15 protein-coding genes are annotated in these 17,161 nt (G+C 73.6%); 13 read left to right on the top strand and 2 right to left on the bottom strand.

The features are described 5' to 3' along the window. The first annotated feature begins 42 nt into the window (after positions 1–42). The 12 genes from LH044_RS14010 (at position 43) to LH044_RS14065 (ending at position 11,364) form a co-directional block, all read left to right on the top strand. Positions 43–558 carry a protein-tyrosine phosphatase family protein gene (locus tag LH044_RS14010; RefSeq protein WP_227756204.1) on the top strand — a complete coding sequence of 172 codons (516 nt, stop codon included), beginning with the start codon at positions 43–45 and terminating at the stop codon, positions 556–558. A 61-nt stretch (positions 559–619) separates the two neighbouring features. Next, positions 620–1,021 (top strand): dihydroneopterin aldolase, encoded by a 402-nt coding sequence (gene folB / locus LH044_RS14015; protein ID WP_227756205.1) that lies wholly within the window; start codon positions 620–622, stop codon positions 1,019–1,021. Beyond that, positions 1,018–1,482, top strand: coding sequence for a 2-amino-4-hydroxy-6-hydroxymethyldihydropteridine diphosphokinase (folK, locus tag LH044_RS14020; protein ID WP_227756206.1), 465 nt, complete (start codon positions 1,018–1,020; stop codon positions 1,480–1,482). Before folB ends, folK begins: the two co-directional genes overlap by 4 nt. Before the next feature lie 29 nt (positions 1,483–1,511). Beyond that, positions 1,512–2,240, top strand: coding sequence for a DUF2520 domain-containing protein (locus LH044_RS14025; protein WP_227756207.1), 729 nt, complete (start codon positions 1,512–1,514; stop codon positions 2,238–2,240). Positions 2,241–2,357: 117 nt separating this feature from the next. Then, positions 2,358–3,269 carry a pantoate--beta-alanine ligase gene (gene panC / locus LH044_RS14030; RefSeq protein ID WP_374210626.1) on the top strand — a complete coding sequence of 304 codons (912 nt, stop codon included), beginning with the start codon at positions 2,358–2,360 and terminating at the stop codon, positions 3,267–3,269. Then, complete coding sequence (locus tag LH044_RS14035) at positions 3,266–4,888, top strand: L-aspartate oxidase (RefSeq protein WP_227756209.1); 1,623 nt, start codon at positions 3,266–3,268, stop codon at positions 4,886–4,888. The genes panC and LH044_RS14035 overlap by 4 nt, the downstream gene beginning before the upstream one ends. A 56-nt stretch (positions 4,889–4,944) precedes the next feature. Then, positions 4,945–5,838, top strand: coding sequence for a carboxylating nicotinate-nucleotide diphosphorylase (gene nadC / locus LH044_RS14040; protein WP_227756210.1), 894 nt, complete (start codon positions 4,945–4,947; stop codon positions 5,836–5,838). A gap of 246 nt (positions 5,839–6,084) precedes the next feature. Then, a complete protein-coding gene (locus LH044_RS14045; RefSeq protein WP_227756211.1) occupies positions 6,085–6,861 on the top strand; it encodes a type III pantothenate kinase in 777 nt (258 codons plus the stop codon). Then, entirely contained in the window at positions 6,858–8,402 is a 1,545-nt protein-coding gene (gene lysS / locus LH044_RS14050; RefSeq protein ID WP_227756212.1) for a lysine--tRNA ligase, read from the top strand. Before LH044_RS14045 ends, lysS begins: the two co-directional genes overlap by 4 nt. Before the next feature lie 2 nt (positions 8,403–8,404). Next, positions 8,405–9,094 carry a hypothetical protein gene (locus LH044_RS14055; RefSeq protein ID WP_227756213.1) on the top strand — a complete coding sequence of 230 codons (690 nt, stop codon included), beginning with the start codon at positions 8,405–8,407 and terminating at the stop codon, positions 9,092–9,094. Between the two features lie 74 nt (positions 9,095–9,168). Next, positions 9,169–11,031 carry a serine/threonine-protein kinase gene (locus tag LH044_RS14060; RefSeq protein WP_227756214.1) on the top strand — a complete coding sequence of 621 codons (1,863 nt, stop codon included), beginning with the start codon at positions 9,169–9,171 and terminating at the stop codon, positions 11,029–11,031. A gap of 30 nt (positions 11,032–11,061) precedes the next feature. Further along, the gene (locus tag LH044_RS14065; RefSeq protein WP_227756215.1) at positions 11,062–11,364 is read left to right on the top strand and encodes a putative quinol monooxygenase; all 303 of its coding nucleotides are present in this window, start codon (positions 11,062–11,064) and stop codon (positions 11,362–11,364) included. Positions 11,365–11,380: 16 nt separating this feature from the next. On the opposite strand, the gene LH044_RS14070 is transcribed toward LH044_RS14065, so the two are convergent. Next, the gene (locus tag LH044_RS14070) at positions 11,381–12,403 is read right to left on the bottom strand and encodes a polyprenyl synthetase family protein (RefSeq protein ID WP_227756216.1); all 1,023 of its coding nucleotides are present in this window, start codon (positions 12,401–12,403) and stop codon (positions 11,381–11,383) included. 224 nt (positions 12,404–12,627) lie between these two features. On the opposite strand from LH044_RS14070, the gene LH044_RS14075 reads away from it, so the two are divergent. Then, positions 12,628–15,153, top strand: coding sequence for an ATP-dependent Clp protease ATP-binding subunit (locus LH044_RS14075; RefSeq protein ID WP_227756217.1), 2,526 nt, complete (start codon positions 12,628–12,630; stop codon positions 15,151–15,153). A 304-nt stretch (positions 15,154–15,457) separates the two neighbouring features. Here the strand turns inward: LH044_RS14075 and LH044_RS14080 are convergent, their stop codons facing one another. Beyond that, entirely contained in the window at positions 15,458–16,978 is a 1,521-nt protein-coding gene (locus LH044_RS14080) for a phospholipase C (protein WP_227756218.1), read from the bottom strand. Positions 16,979–17,161 lie beyond the last annotated feature (183 nt).

The raw sequence follows: 17,161 nt of genomic DNA on the forward strand, positions 1-17,161 counted from the left end.
CCGCTGGGATCCGGGACGGGATCGACGACGGAGGAGGTGCAGGTGGCAGCCAAGGGCAAGTGGGCGCAGGGCATCAAGCCGCGGCACTTCAACTGGATCATCCAGGACCAGCTGGCCATCTGCGAGCGGCCGGGTGGCTTCGGCGCCAACCACCGCAAGGTGCGGCGCCAGGAGGAGATCATCTGGATCCGCGAGCAGGGCTTCGACCTGGTCGTGTCCGTCTCCCCGGCCCCGCACAACCTGCACAACTACGACGAGATGGGCGTGACCTGGCTGCACTGGCCGTTCCCGCCCGCCGACGAGCTCGTCCGCTACCTGGAGCGCACCTACGGGGGCCTGCGCCAGCTGCTCGGCGGCCGGAAGCGGGTGATCGTGCACGCCGACGAGATGTCGGACCGGCTGATCGGGCTGATGGCCGGGTACCTCGTGTGGTCGGGCATGGTGCCCGAGCCGCCGCACGCGATCACGCTGATCGAGCGGCTCACCAGCCGCCAGCTCGACGCCGACGGTCGCACCGTGGTGAACGAGGCCGCCCGCCTCGTCGCCGACCGCACCTGATCACGACCGGTCCGAGCCGACCCGACCGCCCGACCCCACCGCCGTCGCGGAGGAGCACCACGTGACCGACCAGATCGAGCTCCGCGGCCTCCGGCTCGTCGCCGTCGTCGGGCTGCTCCCCGAGGAGCGGGAGCGGGCGCAGCCGCTCGAGGTCGACCTGGACGTCGAGGTGGACCTGACCGCGGCGGGGCTGTCCGACGACCTCGCCGACAGCGTCGACTACGGCGCGGTGTGCGACGCCGTGGCCGCGACGGTCGGCTCGGCCGCCCCGCTGCTGCTCGAGCGCCTCGTCGCCCTGGTGGCCCAGGCCGTGCTGCGGGTCGACCCCCGGATCGCCGGCGTCACCGTCCACCTGCGGAAGCTGCGCCCGCCGGTGCCGCACGACCTCGCCACGAGCGGTGTCCGGGTGCACCGGACCCGTGCCGCGCTCGACGCCCCGGACCCCGACCAGCGGACCCCGTGAGCCCGCCGGCCGTCCGCACCTTCCTCGCGCTCGGGTCCAACCTGGGCGACCGTCGTCGCTACCTCGGCCAGGCGGTCGACTCGCTGCCCGACGTCGTCGCCGTGTCGCCTGTGTACGAGACCGATCCGATCGGCGGCCCCGGCGGCCAGGACGCCTACCTCAACATCGTCGTGGAGCTCTCGACGACGATCGCCCCGAGGGCCCTGCTGTCGATCTGCCACCGGATCGAGGCCAACGCCGAGCGCGTGCGGGCCGAGCGCTGGGGGCCGCGGACGCTCGACGTCGACATCATCTGGATGGACGGGGTGACGATGGACGACGAGTCGCTCACGATCCCGCACCCCCGCTGGAAGGACCGCCGGTTCGTGCTGGCGCCGCTGCGGGACCTGGCGCCCGACCTCGTGTCCGAGCGGGAGCTGCAGCTGTCGGACGGGATCGTCCGCCGCGTCGAGGACCTCTGACCGTGCCCCCCACCCCGCGAGCGGGCGGCGTGGCAGAAGGTCGGCGGGTCAGGATCGTCGGCGCGGGCCGGGCCGGCGGGTCGTTCGCGCTGGCGCTCGGCGACGTGGGCTGGCAGGTCGAGCTGCAGCTGCGGGGCGTGCCGTTGGCACCGGCCGCGCACGACGTCGACCTCCTCCTGCTGTGCGTGCCCGACGCCGCCGTCGCGGCGGTGGCCGCCGAGGTCGAACCCGACCCGGCCGCGGTCGTGGCCCACTGCGCGGGGTCGCTGTCGCTCGACGTCCTGGCGGGCCACGACCGGCGGGCGTCAGTGCACCCGCTCGTGTCGCTGCCGTCGCCACCGGTCGGCGCGGCCCGGCTCCGCACGGCGTGGTTCGGCGTCGCCGGCGACCCTCTCGCGCTCGAGGTCGTCCGGGACCTCGGCGGCCGGGCGGTGGAGCCCCGCGACGACCGGCGCGCCGAGTACCACGCCGCCGCCGTGATCGCCTCGAACCACCTCGTCGCCCTGCTCGGCCAGGTCGAGCGGGTGGCGGCCGAGGCGGGCATGCCGCTCGAGCCGTACCTGGAGCTCGCCGCCGGCAGCCTCGACAACGTGCGGGAGATGGGGCCGACCGCGGCGCTGACCGGGCCGGTGGCCCGCGGCGACTGGGACACGGTCCGGGCCCACCTCGCCGCGCTGGCGCCCGACGAGCGCGCCGCGTACGAGGTGCTCGCCCGCGCCGCGGCCCGCCTCGCCGACCGCGACGTCCCCGACCTCTGACCGTCCGTCCGCACGGCGTCCTCCGACCGTGCCGTCCGCTCCCCTGCACCGGCGATCGGCGGTGAGGGACCCGGCGGGCCGGGGGGTGGGTGCCGGCTGGGTAGCGTGACCGCCGTGATCAGGACCGTCACGACGGCTGCCGAGCTCCGGGCCGTGCTCGACGCCGAGCGGTCGGCCGGCCGCACGGTCGGCTTCGTGCCGACGATGGGCTACCTCCACGACGGGCACGCGTCGCTCATCCGGGCCGCGGCCGCAGCCGACGACGTGGTGGTCACGTCGATCTTCGTCAACCCGCTGCAGTTCGCCCCCTCCGAGGACCTGGCCGCGTACCCCCGCGACCTCGACGGCGACCGCCGGGTGGCCGAGGCCGCGGGCGGCGCGCTCGTCTTCGCCCCGACCGAGGACGAGATGTACCCGGGCGGCCGCGGCGCGGTGCTCACGACGGTCGCCGTGCCGGCCCTCGCGGGCGTGATGGAGGGCGAGTCCCGCCCCACCCACTTCGCCGGCGTCTGCACGGTCGTGGCCAAGCTGTTCCACCTGGTCGGGCCGTGCCGGGCCTGGTTCGGCGAGAAGGACTACCAGCAGCTCGCGATCCTCCGCCGGATGGCCATCGACCTGTCGTTCCCCGTCGACGTGGTCGGCGCGCCGACCGTGCGCGAGCCCGACGGGCTCGCCCTCTCGAGCCGCAACGTGTACCTGACCGCCGAGGAGCGCGAGGTCGCACCGGTGCTGCAGCGGGCGCTGCAGGCCGGGGCCGCCGCGATCGCCGGCGGCGAGACGGACGCCGACGTCGTGCGCCGGACCATGGCCGCAGTCGTCGACGCCGCACCGCTCGGGGCGCTGGACTACGTCGAGGTGGCCGACGCCGACACGCTCGAGCCGCTCGAGGTGGCCCGACCCGACGCCCGCCTCTTCGGCGCCGTGCGCTTCGGTCGCGCCCGCCTCATCGACAACATCGCCGCGAGCGGCACGGGCGCCGGCGCGGCCGGTCCGAGCTCGACCGGATCCGACGGGGGGAGCGCGACGTGAGCGACGAGCTGGACCTGCTGGTCCTCGGCAGCGGGGTCGCCGGACTGTCGGCCGCCGTGCGCGCCGCGAGCGAGCACGGCCTCCGCACCGGGGTGCTGACGAAGGGCCTGCTCGAGCAGACCACGACCCGCTGGGCCCAGGGCGGCGTCGCCGCCGCGCTGACGGGCGACGCCGAGGAGGTCGACCTGCACCTGGCCGACACGCTGGCCGCCGGCGCCGGGCTCTGCGACCTCGACGCCGTGCGCGTGCTCGTCGACGAGGGCCCGCGGCGCGTCGAGGAGCTGATCGGCCTGGGGGCGGAGTTCGACCGCGACGAGCGCGGCAACCTCGACCTGGCGCGCGAGGGCGGCCACTCGGTCGCCCGCGTCGTCCACGCGGGCTCGGCGACGGGGGCCGAGGTCGAGCGGGCGCTGGTCGCGGCGGTCCGGAGCACGGCCGCGGCGGTGCTCGAGCACACCTTCGCCCACGACCTGATCCTCGAGGACGGGCGCTGCGTCGGCGTGCGCGCCCACGGCCCCGACGGGCCGACGGAGGTGCGGACCCGGCACCTGCTCCTGGCCACCGGGGGCGCCGGCCAGCTGTTCGCGGTGACGACGAACCCGCCCGAGGCCACCGGGGACGGCGTGGCCATGGCGCTGCGGGCCGGCGTGGCGATCGCGGACCTCGAGTTCTTCCAGTTCCACCCGACCGCGCTGGCGCTGCCGAGCATGCCGCGGCCGCTGCTGTCGGAGGCGCTCCGCGGCCACGGCGCGCTGCTGCGCGACCGGGACGGCGAGCGCTTCGTCGACGAGCTGCTGCCGCGGGACGTCGTGTCACGGGCGATCCTCGCCAAGATGCTCGAGCAGGGCACCGACCACGTGTGGCTCGACGCCACGGGCCTCGACCACTTCGACGCCCGCTTCCCCAACATCGCCGCCTCGCTCGCCGCGGCCGGCCTGGACGCGTCGGTCGACCTCCTGCCGGTGGCGCCCGCCGCCCACCACCAGTGCGGCGGCATCGTGACCGACCTGTCGGGCGCGACCACGCTGCCCGGGCTGTGGGGCGCGGGCGAGACGACCTGCACCGGCGTCCACGGCGCCAACCGCCTGGCGTCGAACTCGCTGCTCGAGGGCATGGTGTTCGGGCCGAGGGCGGTCGAGGCCATCGCCGCCGGCGTGGACGGTCCGTCGGCCACGGGGGCGATGCGCTGCGTGCTCGGGTTCCCCGGCGAGGAGCCCGACGAGGACTCGCTCGACATCCCGGGCGTGCCGCTCGCAGTGCCGCCGCCGCCGGCGGCCGGCCCGGCGGGAGCCGATGGTGCGGGAGCCGATGGTGCGACACCGCTCGACGCCGCGGCGGTGCGGGCCGAGGTCCAGCACGCCATGTCGATGTGGGCCGGGGTCGTGCGGTCCGAGGGCGGCCTCGCCGAGTGCGCGGCGCTGCTCGACCGGACCGTCGCCGCGCTCCCGGACCGCCCGACCGACGCCGCCACCGCCGAGGTGCGGAACCTGGCCGAGATCGGTCGGGTGCTCGTCGCCGCCGCCCGGGCCCGGACCGAGTCGCGGGGCACCCACGCCCGCCTCGACTTCCCCGAGATCGACCCGGCCCAGCGCCACCGGCAGGTCGTCGGCGGCCCCTGACGGGCGGGCTGCGCCCGATGATGAGCGGCGAGCGCCGGGGATGGCAGGCTCTGGCCATGACCACCGCCCCGGACCCCGGCTACCTGCAGCCGCCGCACCACGAGGTCGTCGACGCCGTCCGCCGCGCCCTGGCCGAGGACCTCGCGCCGCTCGGCGACCTCACCGCCACGCTGGTCCCGCCGGTGCTGGGCGAGGCGCGGTTCGTCGCCCGCACCGACGGCGTGCTGGCCGGCACCGCGTGCGGGACCGAGACGTGGGCGCAGCTCGACCCGGCGGTCGAGGTCGACTGGGCGCTCGACGACGGCGCCCGCCTCCGGGCCGGCGACGTGATCGGCGTCGTCCGCGGCCCGTTCCGGTCGATCCTGACGGGGGAGCGCACCGCCCTGAACTTCCTCGGCCTCCTCTCCGGCATCGCCACGCTCACGGCGGCGTACGTCGACGCCGCCGCGGCCGGTGGCGACGCCAGGGTCTGGGACACCCGCAAGACCATCCCCGGCCTCCGCTCGCTGTCCAAGGCCGCCGTGCGGGCCGGGGGCGGGCGCAACCACCGCGGGAACCTGTCGGACTGGATGCTCATCAAGGACAACCACCTGGGCGGCATCGGCATCACGCAGGCCGTGGCGACGGCGCGGGACCGCTGGCCCGGGCGCACGGTCCACGTCGAGTGCGACTCGCTCGAGCAGTGCGTCGAGGCGCTCGAGGCCGGGGCCGACGCCATCCTGCTCGACAACATGAGCCCCGAGGAGGCCCGGGCCTGCGTCGCCGCCGCCCAGGTCCGCCAGGGTGGCGGTGCTGGTGGAGGGGCGGCCCGCCGGACGCTGCTCGAGGTGTCGGGCGAGGTCACGCTCGAGACGATCGGCGAGTACGCGGCCACCGGCGTCGACATGATCTCGGTCGGCCGGATGACCAAGTCGGCGCCCACGCTCGACATCGGCCTCGACCTCGTCTGACCCCCGCCCTCCCCCGCGCACGCCCGCTCTGTTCCACGTTTTCGACGTCACAGCGTCGAAAAGGTGGAACAGAGCCGGCCCGGGGTGGGCCCGCGGCGCTCGGGCGGCGGCAAGGTTCTGGCCCGCCGGGCGGTGGCGGGCCATCCTTGAGCCCACCAGCCTCACCCGCCACGCCCACCGCCGCCCCACACCGAGCGGAGCGCGGACCATCCGCCGCGACTCCCACGTCTCCCAGAGGAACCCGCAGTGCTGCTCGTCATCGACGCCGGCAACACCCAGACCGTCGTCGGCCTGTACGACTCCGGCGACCGGAGCCACCAGCTGCTCGACCACTGGCGCCTGGCCACCAACGCCGAGCGCACCAGCGACGAGCTGCTGCTGCTCCTGCGCCAGCTGCTCGAGACCCGGGACCTCGACATCCGCTCCGACATCAAGGGCGTGGCGGTGTCGTCGGGCGTCCCGAGCATCACGTTCGAGCTGCGGCGCATGTGCGAGCGGTACCTCGACATCGAGCCGGTCGTCCTCGGCACCGGCGTGAAGACCGGCATGCCGGTGCTCTACGAGAACCCGCGCGAGGTCGGCGCCGACCGGATCGCCAACGCCGTCGGGGCCTACGACCTCTTCGGCGGTCCGACGATCGTCGTCGACTTCGGCACCGCCACCACCTTCGACGTGATCTCGGACAAGGGCGAGTACATGGGCGGGGCGATCGTCCCCGGCATCGAGATCTCGATGGACGCCCTGTTCGGCCGGGCCGCGGCGCTGCGGCGCGTCGAGCTCGTCGCGCCGCGCAGCGTGATCGGCCGCACCACGGTCGAGTCGATCCAGTCGGGCGCGGTGTACGGCTACTCGTCGCTCGTCGACGGGATGTGCGACCGCATCGAGGAGGTCATCGGCGAGGCGACGATCGTCGCCACCGGCGGCCTGGCGGGGCTGATCGCGCCGGTCACCACGTCGATCGAGCACGAGGAGCCCTGGCTGACCCTGCACGGCCTGCGGCTCATCTGGGAGAAGAACCAGTGAGCGCGGAGGAGGTCCCCGAGGTGCCGGCGGGCGAGGGCGTCGACCGGTCCGACGGCGAGGGGGAGGCGGCTCGTCGCCTCGAGGGCTGGGAGCAGCCCTACACGTTCGAGCCCGACGCCACCGCCGCGTCGATCGCCGCCGCGCACCCCGACCTCGAGCCGGGCACCGAGACCGGCGAGCGCGTGACGATCGCCGGCCGGCTGATGCTGCGACGGGTGCAGGGCAAGCTCGCCTTCGGGACGCTGGCGGACCGCACCGGCCGGATCCAGCTCTTCGCCCCGGCGGCGACCACGCCCGACTTCGAGGGCTTCGGCGAGCTCCACCTCGGCGACTGGATCGGCGTCAGCGGCGAGGTCATGACCACGCGCCGCGGCGAGCTGTCGGTCCGCGTCGACGAGTGGGTGCTGCTCGCACCGGCCCGGCGGCCGTTCCCCGACAAGTGGCACGGCATCAGCGACCAGGACATGCGCTTCCGCCAGCGCTACGTCGACCTCTGGGTCACCGACGAGGCCCGCCGCACGTTCGCCCTGCGCTCGCAGGTGCTGTCGCTGACCCGGCGGTTCATGGAGGACCGGGGCTACGTCGAGGTGGAGACGCCGGTCTTCCACCCGATCCCCGGCGGCGCGCTGGCGGCCCCGTTCACCACGCACCACAACGCTCTCGATGTCGACCTGTTCCTGCGGATCGCCCCGGAGCTGTACCTCAAGCGGCTGGTCGTCGGCGGCTTCGACAAGGTGTTCGAGGTGGCCCGGGTGTTCCGCAACGAGGGCATCTCGACGCGCCACAACCCCGAGTTCACGATGCTCGAGGCGTACGAGGCCTACGGCGACTACCACGTGCACATGGCGCTGACCGAGGAGCTGGTGGCCCACCTCGCCGAGGAGCTGACCGGCTCGACGACGGTGACCTACGACGGGCGCGACGTCGACCTGTCGGTGCCGTGGCGGCGCGCGTCGCTCGCCGAGCTCACGTCCGAGCAGGTCGGCGAGCCGATCTCGGTGCACACGCCGCTCGAGCGGCTGCGCGAGCTCTGCGACCTCCACGGCGTCCCGTGGAAGGACTCCTACGGGCCGGGCAAGCTGCTGCTCGAGCTGTACGAGAAGACGACCGAGCACACCCTCTGGGACCCCACGTTCGTCGTCGACTACCCGGCCGAGGTCTCGCCCCTCTCCCGCCGCCACCGCGACGACCCGGAGCTCGTCGAGCGCTTCGAGGCGATCGTCGTCGGCCGCGAGCTCTGCAACGGCTTCTCGGAGCTCACCGACCCCGACGACCAGCGGGAGCGCTTCGAGGACCAGGCCGCGCAGAAGGCGGCGGGCGACGAGGAGGCGATGGCGGTCGACCGCGACTACCTGCGGGCGCTCGAGTACGGCCTGCCCCCCACGGTCGGCCTCGGCATGGGCGTCGACCGCCTGGTCATGCTGCTGTCGGACACGCAGACCATCCGCGACGTCGTGCTGTTCCCGACGCTCCGCCCCGAGCAGTCCGGCAGCCCCGAGGAACCCAGCAGCCCCGAGCCGCCTGGATCGGACGGGGGCTGACGGTGGGGACGCTGTTCCTGGAGTTCCTGGGAGAGGGGTTCCAGGTCGAGCCCGGGGAGACCCTGACCTTCGGCCGCGCGGCCGACCTCGTGGTCGACGCGGAGAACCAGTACCTGCACCGCGTGCTCGGCTGCTTCGCCTCGCAGGGCGACGTCTGGTTCCTGCAGAACCTGGGGCGCTACATCACGCTGCGGATCATCGACCGCGACGGCCCGTCGCGCACCGAGCTGGCGCCCTCGGACCAGACCCCGATCGGCTTCGAGGAGTTCACGGTCGCGTTCGAGGCGGGGCCCTCGACCTACGAGATCGTCGGCGCGCTCGCCGAGCCGACACCGCTCGAGCTGGGCCGGTCCGTCGCGACCGACACGGTCGAGTTCGCCACGCTCAACCTCAACCACGAGCAGCTGCTGCTCGTGGCGGCGCTGGCCGAACCGCTGCTGCGGGGCCAGCCCGACTGGCAGTCGAAGCTGCCGGGCAACAAGGAGGTGGCACGCCGGCTCGAGTGGAGCGTCGCCAAGTTCAACCGGAAGCTCGACTACCTGTGCCGGCGGTTGGCCGAGCAGGGCGTCGAGGGCATGCAGGGCGGTTCGGGCACGCTGGCGACGACCCGGCGGGCCCGGCTGGTCCGCCACATGGTCGACCGGGGGCTCGTCACCGTCGCCGACCTCGACCAGCTGCCGCCCCGCCCCTGACCGGCGCACCCCGACCCGGCGACCCCGGGGGCCTGTCTTCTGCCGGCCGGAGGACTCCACCTACCCTGTGCGCCGTGGAGGCGCCGGACGGGCTCGTCATCCCGGGCGTGCAGCTCGAGGAGGTCATCGGTCGCGGCGCGTCGAGCGTCGTGTACCGCGGGACCCAGACGCGCTTCGACCGGCCGATCGCGGTCAAGGTGCTGCAGCTGCCGGGCCAGTCCGACCTGGTCGCCAAGCTGTTCCTGAACGAGTGCCGGACGCTCGGCCACCTGACGCCGCACCCCAACGTCGTGTCGGTGTTCGACGCCGGGTTCGTCGAGTCGACCGACGGCGAGCCGTCGCACCCGTTCCTCGTCATGGAGTACCTGCCGGGCGGCACGCTCGCCGACCGGGTGGCGGCGGACGGACCGTTGCCCGTGGACGAGGTCCTGCGGATCGGGGTGCAGCTCGCCGGCGGCCTGCACTCGGTCCACCTGCACGACATCGTCCACGGCGACATCAAGCCGCAGAACGTGCTGCGCAGCCGGACCGGCGAGGCCGCGCTCGCCGACTTCGGCATCGCCCGCCTCGCCTCGGCGGCGGGGGCCACGACCCGTGCGCCGCTGCTCACGCCGCTGCACGCCGCGCCCGAGCTGTTCGACGGCGGAGCGATGACCCCCCGCAGCGACGTGTACGAGCTGTGCTCGACGCTGTTCGAGCTGCTCGACGGCGATGCCGCGCTCGGGAGCGCCCACGAGAGCCCGCTGATCATCCTCGGCCGCATGGCCCGCGACGACCGCCGCACGCTCGACCGCGAGGTGGTGCCCGCGGCGGTGGCCGAGGTGATCGAGGCCGGCCTGGCGCCCGACCCGTCCGCCCGGCCGGCGAGCGCCGCCGTGCTGGGGGAGCAGCTGCAGGACGCGCAGCGGAGCCTCGACCTGCCCGTCACCCCGCTCGTGGTGATCGAGCCCCTGTCGACCGAGGGGGCGGAGCGCTCGGCGCAGGGGCCGACCGGCGCCGCCCCGGACGGCGCCGCCCCGGACGGCGCCGCCGCGGACGAGCCCGGTGCCGCCGCCGAGCTCCCGGGCCAGTCGGCCGTGACGCTGGCCCCGCCCCGGACCCGTCGTCGGCCGACGCCGGTGCTGGTCGCCGCCGTCGTCGTGCTCGTCGCGCTCGCCGGGGCGCTCGCGGTTGCGCTGGCCGTCCGCTCCGACGACGGCGCCGACGTCGCGTCGGCCGGACCTGACGCCTCCGTCGAGGGCCAGACGACCACGTCGTCGTGGCCCGAGGAGGTCAAGGGCACCGAGCAGGCGGGCCTCCAGCCCGGGACGGAGTACGACGTGCCCGAGGCCCGGGACATGTCGTCGGTCCTGGCCACCCGCCTCGGCGAGCCGAACGAGCTGTTCGGCCGCCTGGGAGCGGGCGCCGTGTCGTTCATCTACCCCTCGTACATGGTGGAGCAGCTGCCGGCCCGCATCCGGTGGCAGGCGTTCAACCCGGCCCACGACAGCGGGTGCCTCGGGATCGTGTCGTGGCCCCTCACGATCGAGGGGCTGTGGGAGAAGGGCGCGAACTGGCCCGGTCACCAGGCGTTCGTGAAGGTCATCGAGTTCGGTTCCGAGCGGGACGCCGCCGAGGCCTTCAGCGTGTTCTCGCTGGAGCAGGGCGTCACCGGGTCGGAGTGCACCGGGTTCGGGCCGAACCCGAGGCCGTTCGACCACGACCGCATCGACGTGCAGCACCAGGCGGTCGACCTCGGCCTCCCCGAGGGCGTCCGGTACAACTCGTGGATCGGTCCGCCGCCCGCCGGCATCACCGACGTCGACTCGGTGACGACGGCGATCGTGCAGCACGGCGACGTGCTGGTGCTGACGGCGGTCACCTCGGGCGCCCAGGCGGTGCCGACGGCCGACCTCGGCGGGTTCCTCGGCGAGGTGATCCGCCGCCTCGACGGCTGAGCGCGCGACCGCACGCTACGGTGCCGCCCCATGTTGATCGTGAGCGGCATCATCTCCATGGAGCCCGAGGGCCACGACCAGGCCGTCGAGCTGATCGGCCCCCTCGTCGAGGCCACGCTGGCCGAGGAGGGCAACATCACGTACGGCTTCTGGGCCGATCCGGCGCAGAAGGGCGTGTTCCGGGTCTACGAGGAGTGGGCCGACGACGACGCCCTCGCGACGCACATGGCCACCGAGCACATGGGTGCGTTCCTGGTGGGCATGGGCGAGCTGCCGATCACCGGCACCGAGCTCACCCAGCACCGCGTCGAGGAGTCGACCCGGCTGATGTGAGGGCCCTGCGGCGGCCTCAGGCCGCCGCGGCCTCGACGTTGTCGAGGAGGTAGTCCGCCGCCGCCGAGAGGCCGGTGACGCCGGGGGAGTCGGGGAGCCGCTCGAGCGCGGCGCGCCCCTGGTCGGCGTGGTCGCGGGCCCGGGCGATGGTGGCGGCGATGCCGTCGCCGTCGCGGACGATGTCGATCGCCCGCCGGCGCGACACGTCGTCGAGCGGGGCGCCGTCGCGGCCGTCGGCGAGCCGGTCCCCGCCGAGCAGCGATCGCAGCTCCGCGCCGCGGGCCGACGCCAGCGTGAGGATGACGGGGAGGGTGTAGACGCCCTCCTCGAGGTCGTGGCCGGCGGGCTTGCCGAGCTCGGCCTCGGTGGCGACGAGGTCGAGCACGTCGTCGACCAGCTGGAAGGCCATGCCGTAGGAGCGGCCGAAGTCGGTCAGCGCGTCGGTGTGCTCCCGGGGCAGGTCGGCGACGATCCCGCCGATCCGGCACGAGGAGGCGAGCAGCGACGCCGTCTTGCCCTCGATCGCCCTGAGGTAGGAGTCCTCGGTGCGGCCGAGGTCGAAGGCGTGGCGCAGCTCGAGGACCTGGCCCTCGCACAGGCGGCCGATCGTCGCGGCCAGCAGCCCCGCCACCTCGACGCCGAGGCCGGCGGCCAGCTCGGAGGCCCGGGCCAGCAGGAAGTCGCCGGCGAGGATGGCCTTGAGGTTGCCCCAGCGGGCGTTGACGCTGTCGACCGTGCGACGGACCACCGCCTCGTCCATGACGTCGTCGTGGTAGAGCGAGCCCAGGTGGACCAGCTCGACGGCGACGCCGCCGGTGACGGCCGCCGGGCTGGCCGGGGCGTCGACGGTGAGCGCGGTGGCGGCCGCCGCGATGCAGAAACCGGGACGGACCCGCTTCCCGCCCGCCGAGATCAGGTGCGACGCGATCTCGGTCAGGAAGTCGTCACCCGAGCGCACGGACGCCACGAGCTCTGCCTCCACCCGGGCCAGGTCGTCGGCCATGGAGGGCATGACCTGGAGCGGGTTCTGGTCGACCACGACGGCCAACTTACCCGGAGGTGCAGCGGGGCCCCCACCGCCGCGTGTCACAGCCGCGTGCCCCGTCCCGACGGTGGAGCCCGGTGCCGCCGGCCGGCCGGCCGCCTCACACGCGCCGCCGCGGCGCGATGACCAGATGTCACACAGGATCACCACCCCGGGGCGGGAACGGCTGACGGGGGTCGGGCGTTACACTGATCCAACGTCTTCTCGGGAGGCACTCTGTGTTCGAACGTTTCACCGACCGGGCCCGTCGGGTGGTCGTGCTGGCCCAGGAGGAGGCTCGCCTCCTCAACCACAACTACATCGGGACCGAGCACATCCTCCTCGGTCTGATCCACGAGGGTGAGGGGGTCGCGGCCAAGGCGCTCGAGTCCCTCGGCATCTCGCTGGAAGCGGTGCGCCAGCAGGTGGAGGAGATCATCGGCCAGGGCGGCAGCTCGCCGTCGGGCCACATCCCCTTCACGCCCCGGGCCAAGAAGGTCCTCGAGCTCTCGCTGCGGGAAGCCCTGCAGCTGGGCCACAACTACATCGGCACCGAGCACATCCTGCTCGGCCTGATCCGCGAGGGCGAGGGCGTGGCCGCCCAGGTCCTCGTCAAGCTCGGCGCCGACCTGTCCCGCGTCCGCCAGCAGGTCATCCAGCTGCTGTCGGGCTACCCGGGCTCGTCCAACCAGCCCCAGAGCGGCGAGAAGGCCGGCGCCACCTCGGGCGGCTCCGGCGCCGAGGCGCCGTCGGGCTCGCTCGTGCTCGACCAGTTCGGTCGCAACTTCACCCAGCTCGCGCGCGACAAGAAGCTCGACCCGGTGATCGGCCGCGACCGCGAGACCGAGCGGATGATGCAGGTGCTGTCGCGCCGCACCAAGAACAACCCGGTGCTCGTCGGCGAGCCCGGCGTCGGCAAGACCGCCATCGTCGAGGGCCTCGCCCAGGCGATCGCCGCCGACCAGGTGCCCGAGACCCTCAAGGACAAGCAGCTCTACACGCTCGACCTCGGCGCCCTCGTCGCCGGCTCCCGCTACCGGGGCGACTTCGAGGAGCGGCTGAAGAAGGTCCTCAAGGAGATCAAGACCCGCGGCGACATCATCCTCTTCATCGACGAGATCCACACCCTCGTCGGTGCCGGTGCCGCCGAGGGCGCGATCGACGCCGCCAGCATCCTCAAGCCGATGCTGGCCCGCGGCGAGCTGCAGACGATCGGCGCCACGACGCTCGACGAGTACCGCAAGCACCTGGAGAAGGACGCCGCGCTGGAGCGCCGCTTCCAGAAGGTGCTGGTCGACGAGCCGTCGGTCGCCCACACGATCGAGATCCTGAAGGGGCTGCGCGAGCGCTACGAGCAGCACCACCGGGTGACGATCACCGACCAGGCGCTGGTCGCGGCCGCCAACCTGGCCGACCGCTACATCTCCGACCGCTTCCTGCCCGACAAGGCCATCGACCTCATCGACGAGGCCGGCTCCCGCCTGCGCATCCGTCGCATGCAGACCCCGCCCGACTACCGCGAGATCGAGAGCGAGCTCGCCGACGTCGTCCGCCAGAAGAAGGAGGCCGTGGAGTCCCAGGACTTCGAGGCCGCCGGCCAGCTGCGCGACCGGGAGAAGGAGCTCCTCGCCAAGAAGGAGGAGAAGGACCTCGAGATGAAGGCCGCCGGCGTGGACCTCTTCGACGAGGTCGACGAGGAGGCCATCGCCGAGGTGCTCTCGCTCTGGACCGGCATCCCCGTCTACAAGCTGACGGAGGAGGAGACCACCAAGCTCCTCCGCATGGAGGACGAGCTGCACAAGCGGGTCATCGGCCAGGAGGACGCCATCAGGGCCGTCAGCCAGGCGATCCGCCGCACCCGGGCCGGGCTCAAGGACCCGAAGCGCCCGTCGGGCTCGTTCATCTTCCTGGGGCCGTCCGGCGTCGGCAAGACCGAGCTCGCCAAGACGCTCGCCGAGTTCCTGTTCGGCGACGACCAGGCGATGATCAGCCTGGACATGTCCGAGTACATGGAGAAGCACACGGTCAGCCGCCTGGTGGGCTCGCCCCCCGGCTACGTGGGCTACGAGGAGGGCGGCCAGCTCACCGAGGCCGTCCGCCGCAAGCCGTTCTCCGTGGTCCTCTTCGACGAGATCGAGAAGGCCCACCCCGACGTGTTCAACACGCTGCTGCAGATCCTCGAGGAGGGTCGCCTGACCGACTCGCAGGGTCGGTCGGTCGACTTCCGCAACACCGTGCTGATCATGACGTCCAACCTGGGCACCGCCGATCTCCGCAAGGCGAACGTCGGCTTCTCCAAGCGGGACGAGGCCGTCACGTACGAGCGCATGAAGGAGAAGGTCAACGAGGCGCTGAAGGCGCACTTCCGGCCCGAGTTCCTGAACCGCATCGACGACGTGATCGTCTTCCACGAGCTCAGCCAGGCCGAGGTCACCCAGATCGTCGACCTGATGATCCAGCGGGTCACCGTCCAGATGGCCGCCCAGGGCATGGGCCTGGAGGTCACGCCGGCCGCCAAGATCTTCCTCGGCGAGCGGGGCTACGACCCCACGCTGGGCGCCCGGCCGCTGCGTCGTGCGATCCAGCGGCTGGTCGAGGACCCGCTGTCGGAGCGGCTGCTGTGGAAGGAGTTCCACGCCGGCCAGACCATCGTGGTCGACGTCGAGCCCGACCCCGAGGACGAGGGCCAGCTCCACGCCGTCTTCCGGGCGGTCGAGGGCTTCACGCCCCCGCCGATCGAGGAGCTCGCCACCACCGGCGACTGAGCCCCTCGCCCGCCGACACGCTCGCACGGCCCCGGCCCACGCCGGGGCCGTGTCGCGCCCGGCCCCGGCGTCGGGGGCTACGCCGACGGGAACTCGGGGATCTCTCCGACCTCGCCGATCCAGCGTTCTTGGGGATCTCCCCGACCTCGCCGATCCAGCGTTCTTGGGGATCTCCCCGACCTCGCCGATCCAGCGTTCTTGGGGACCACGCGTCGCTCAGCGACCGCTGAGCCCCAAGTTCCCCCGATCGGGCATCTCGGGGACATCCCCACGTTCCCGTCGGGCCTGCGCCCGGGGCGGTCGGTCAGCTGACCTCGCCGCCGTCGGCCCAGGTGCCGGCGAGCGAGGACGGCTCGGTGCTCGCGCCGATGCGGTCGAACAGGCCTGCCTCGAGCGCCTCCATGAGGTCGCCGCCGGGCCCGCCGACCTGCATGCCCGGTGCGACGACTTGCGGGCCGCCGTCGCAGCGCGGCGTCGGCTCCCGAAGCGGGAGGTCGTCGAGGTCGAAGACCTGCGGGTCGGGGTTCGTCGCCCCGAGCGAGGCGCCGAGGTTGTTGGCGTTGCGGTCGCGGGGAGTGAGCCACCAGCCCTCGCCGGCCGGGCCCTCGGCCGGCGCGCCCAGGAAGCGCCACTCGAGGAACCGCATGACCGACGTGTGGTCGTACAGGCGGTGGTCGACGAAGCCCGGCCGCGAGTACGGCGAGGCGACGACGGTCGGCACCCGGAAGCCGGCCTGGCCGAAGTTGGTCGCGTCGTCGGCGGACGAGAGCAGGTCGGGCAGGACCGGCGGGGCGACGTGGTCGAAGAACCCGCCCCACTCGTCGTAGGTGAGGACGAACATCCCCTTCTCCCAGTTCGGGGAGCGGGTGAAGGCCCGGAAGACGTCGCGCAGGAAGCGCTGGCCCGCAGCCGGGTCGCACAGGGGGTGGTCGTCGGCCTGCCACCACGGCATGTACGGCGGGTCGATGAACGTGACGGCAGGGAGCGTCCCGGCGTGGCACACCTCGAAGTACTCGTCGATCGAGCCGAACATCGGCGTGAGGCGCTCCCCGTAGAAGGCCAGCGACGGCAGGTCCGCCGAGAACGACCGCACCGGCACGCGGGCCGCGGCGAGCCGGTCCCAGATGGTCGGCCACTGGTGGCCGAGCTCCTTGATGGGGATGTAGTTGTTCGTGTAGCCGCCCGACTGCGCGCCGTGGAGGTACCGGCGGTTCGGCTGCGTCGAGCTCAGCAGCGAGCAGTGGTAGCGGTCGAACGTCGTGAACCGGCGGGCCAGCCGCGCGTGGAACGGGAGGTCCTGCGGGGCCATGTGCCCGAGGGCGAGCTCGTCGTTGCCGGACCCCTCGGCCAGGAACCCGCCGTCGCGCTGGGCCCGGCCCGCCGTCCAGCTGTGACCCGGGTCGTCGAACCCGCAACCCCGGAACCCGACGGGGCTGGCGCCGCCGGCCATGGAGAACGTGCTGACCTGGTGGCCCTCGGGGTCCACGTAGGTCTGGTCGGGGGCGGCGTCGATCGTGAAGCCGCCGCCGTAGTTGCTCAGGCCCCGCTCGTGGTACCCGACGTCGTCGCGCAGCCACCCGAACCAGTGGTCGAAGCTGCGGTTCTCCATCATCAGGATCACCACGTGCTCGATCGGCGACTCCGACGCCACCAGGTCGAGCATGTTGCCCTGCGGCAGCGAGGTCGGGAAGTACTCCGCCCCGATGCCCGGGCCGCTCGAGCCCGGCACGCAGCCGGTGCCGGCCAGCCCCAGCGCCGCGCCCGCGCCCAGCAGGCCGCCCGCCTGCAGGAACCTCCGCCGATCGATCGAACCGTCGCCCATCATCTGACCTCCCCAGCGCCACCCACCCGGCCGGCGTCGGTCCCTCCCCGAACGCCGTTCGATCTTGTCAGTGTGGCAGATCGGTCCGCCCGGGTCCCGCCCGCGCCCTTGGGGAATCAGGCTGGGGAACGGTCGTTGCCCCGGGCCGTTCCCACCGGTATCGCCAGGGCGCCGGTCGCAGGGCCG

It is taken from the genome of Dermatobacter hominis, from assembly GCF_020715685.1.
GTDB lineage: Bacteria > Actinomycetota > Acidimicrobiia > Acidimicrobiales > Microtrichaceae > Dermatobacter > Dermatobacter hominis.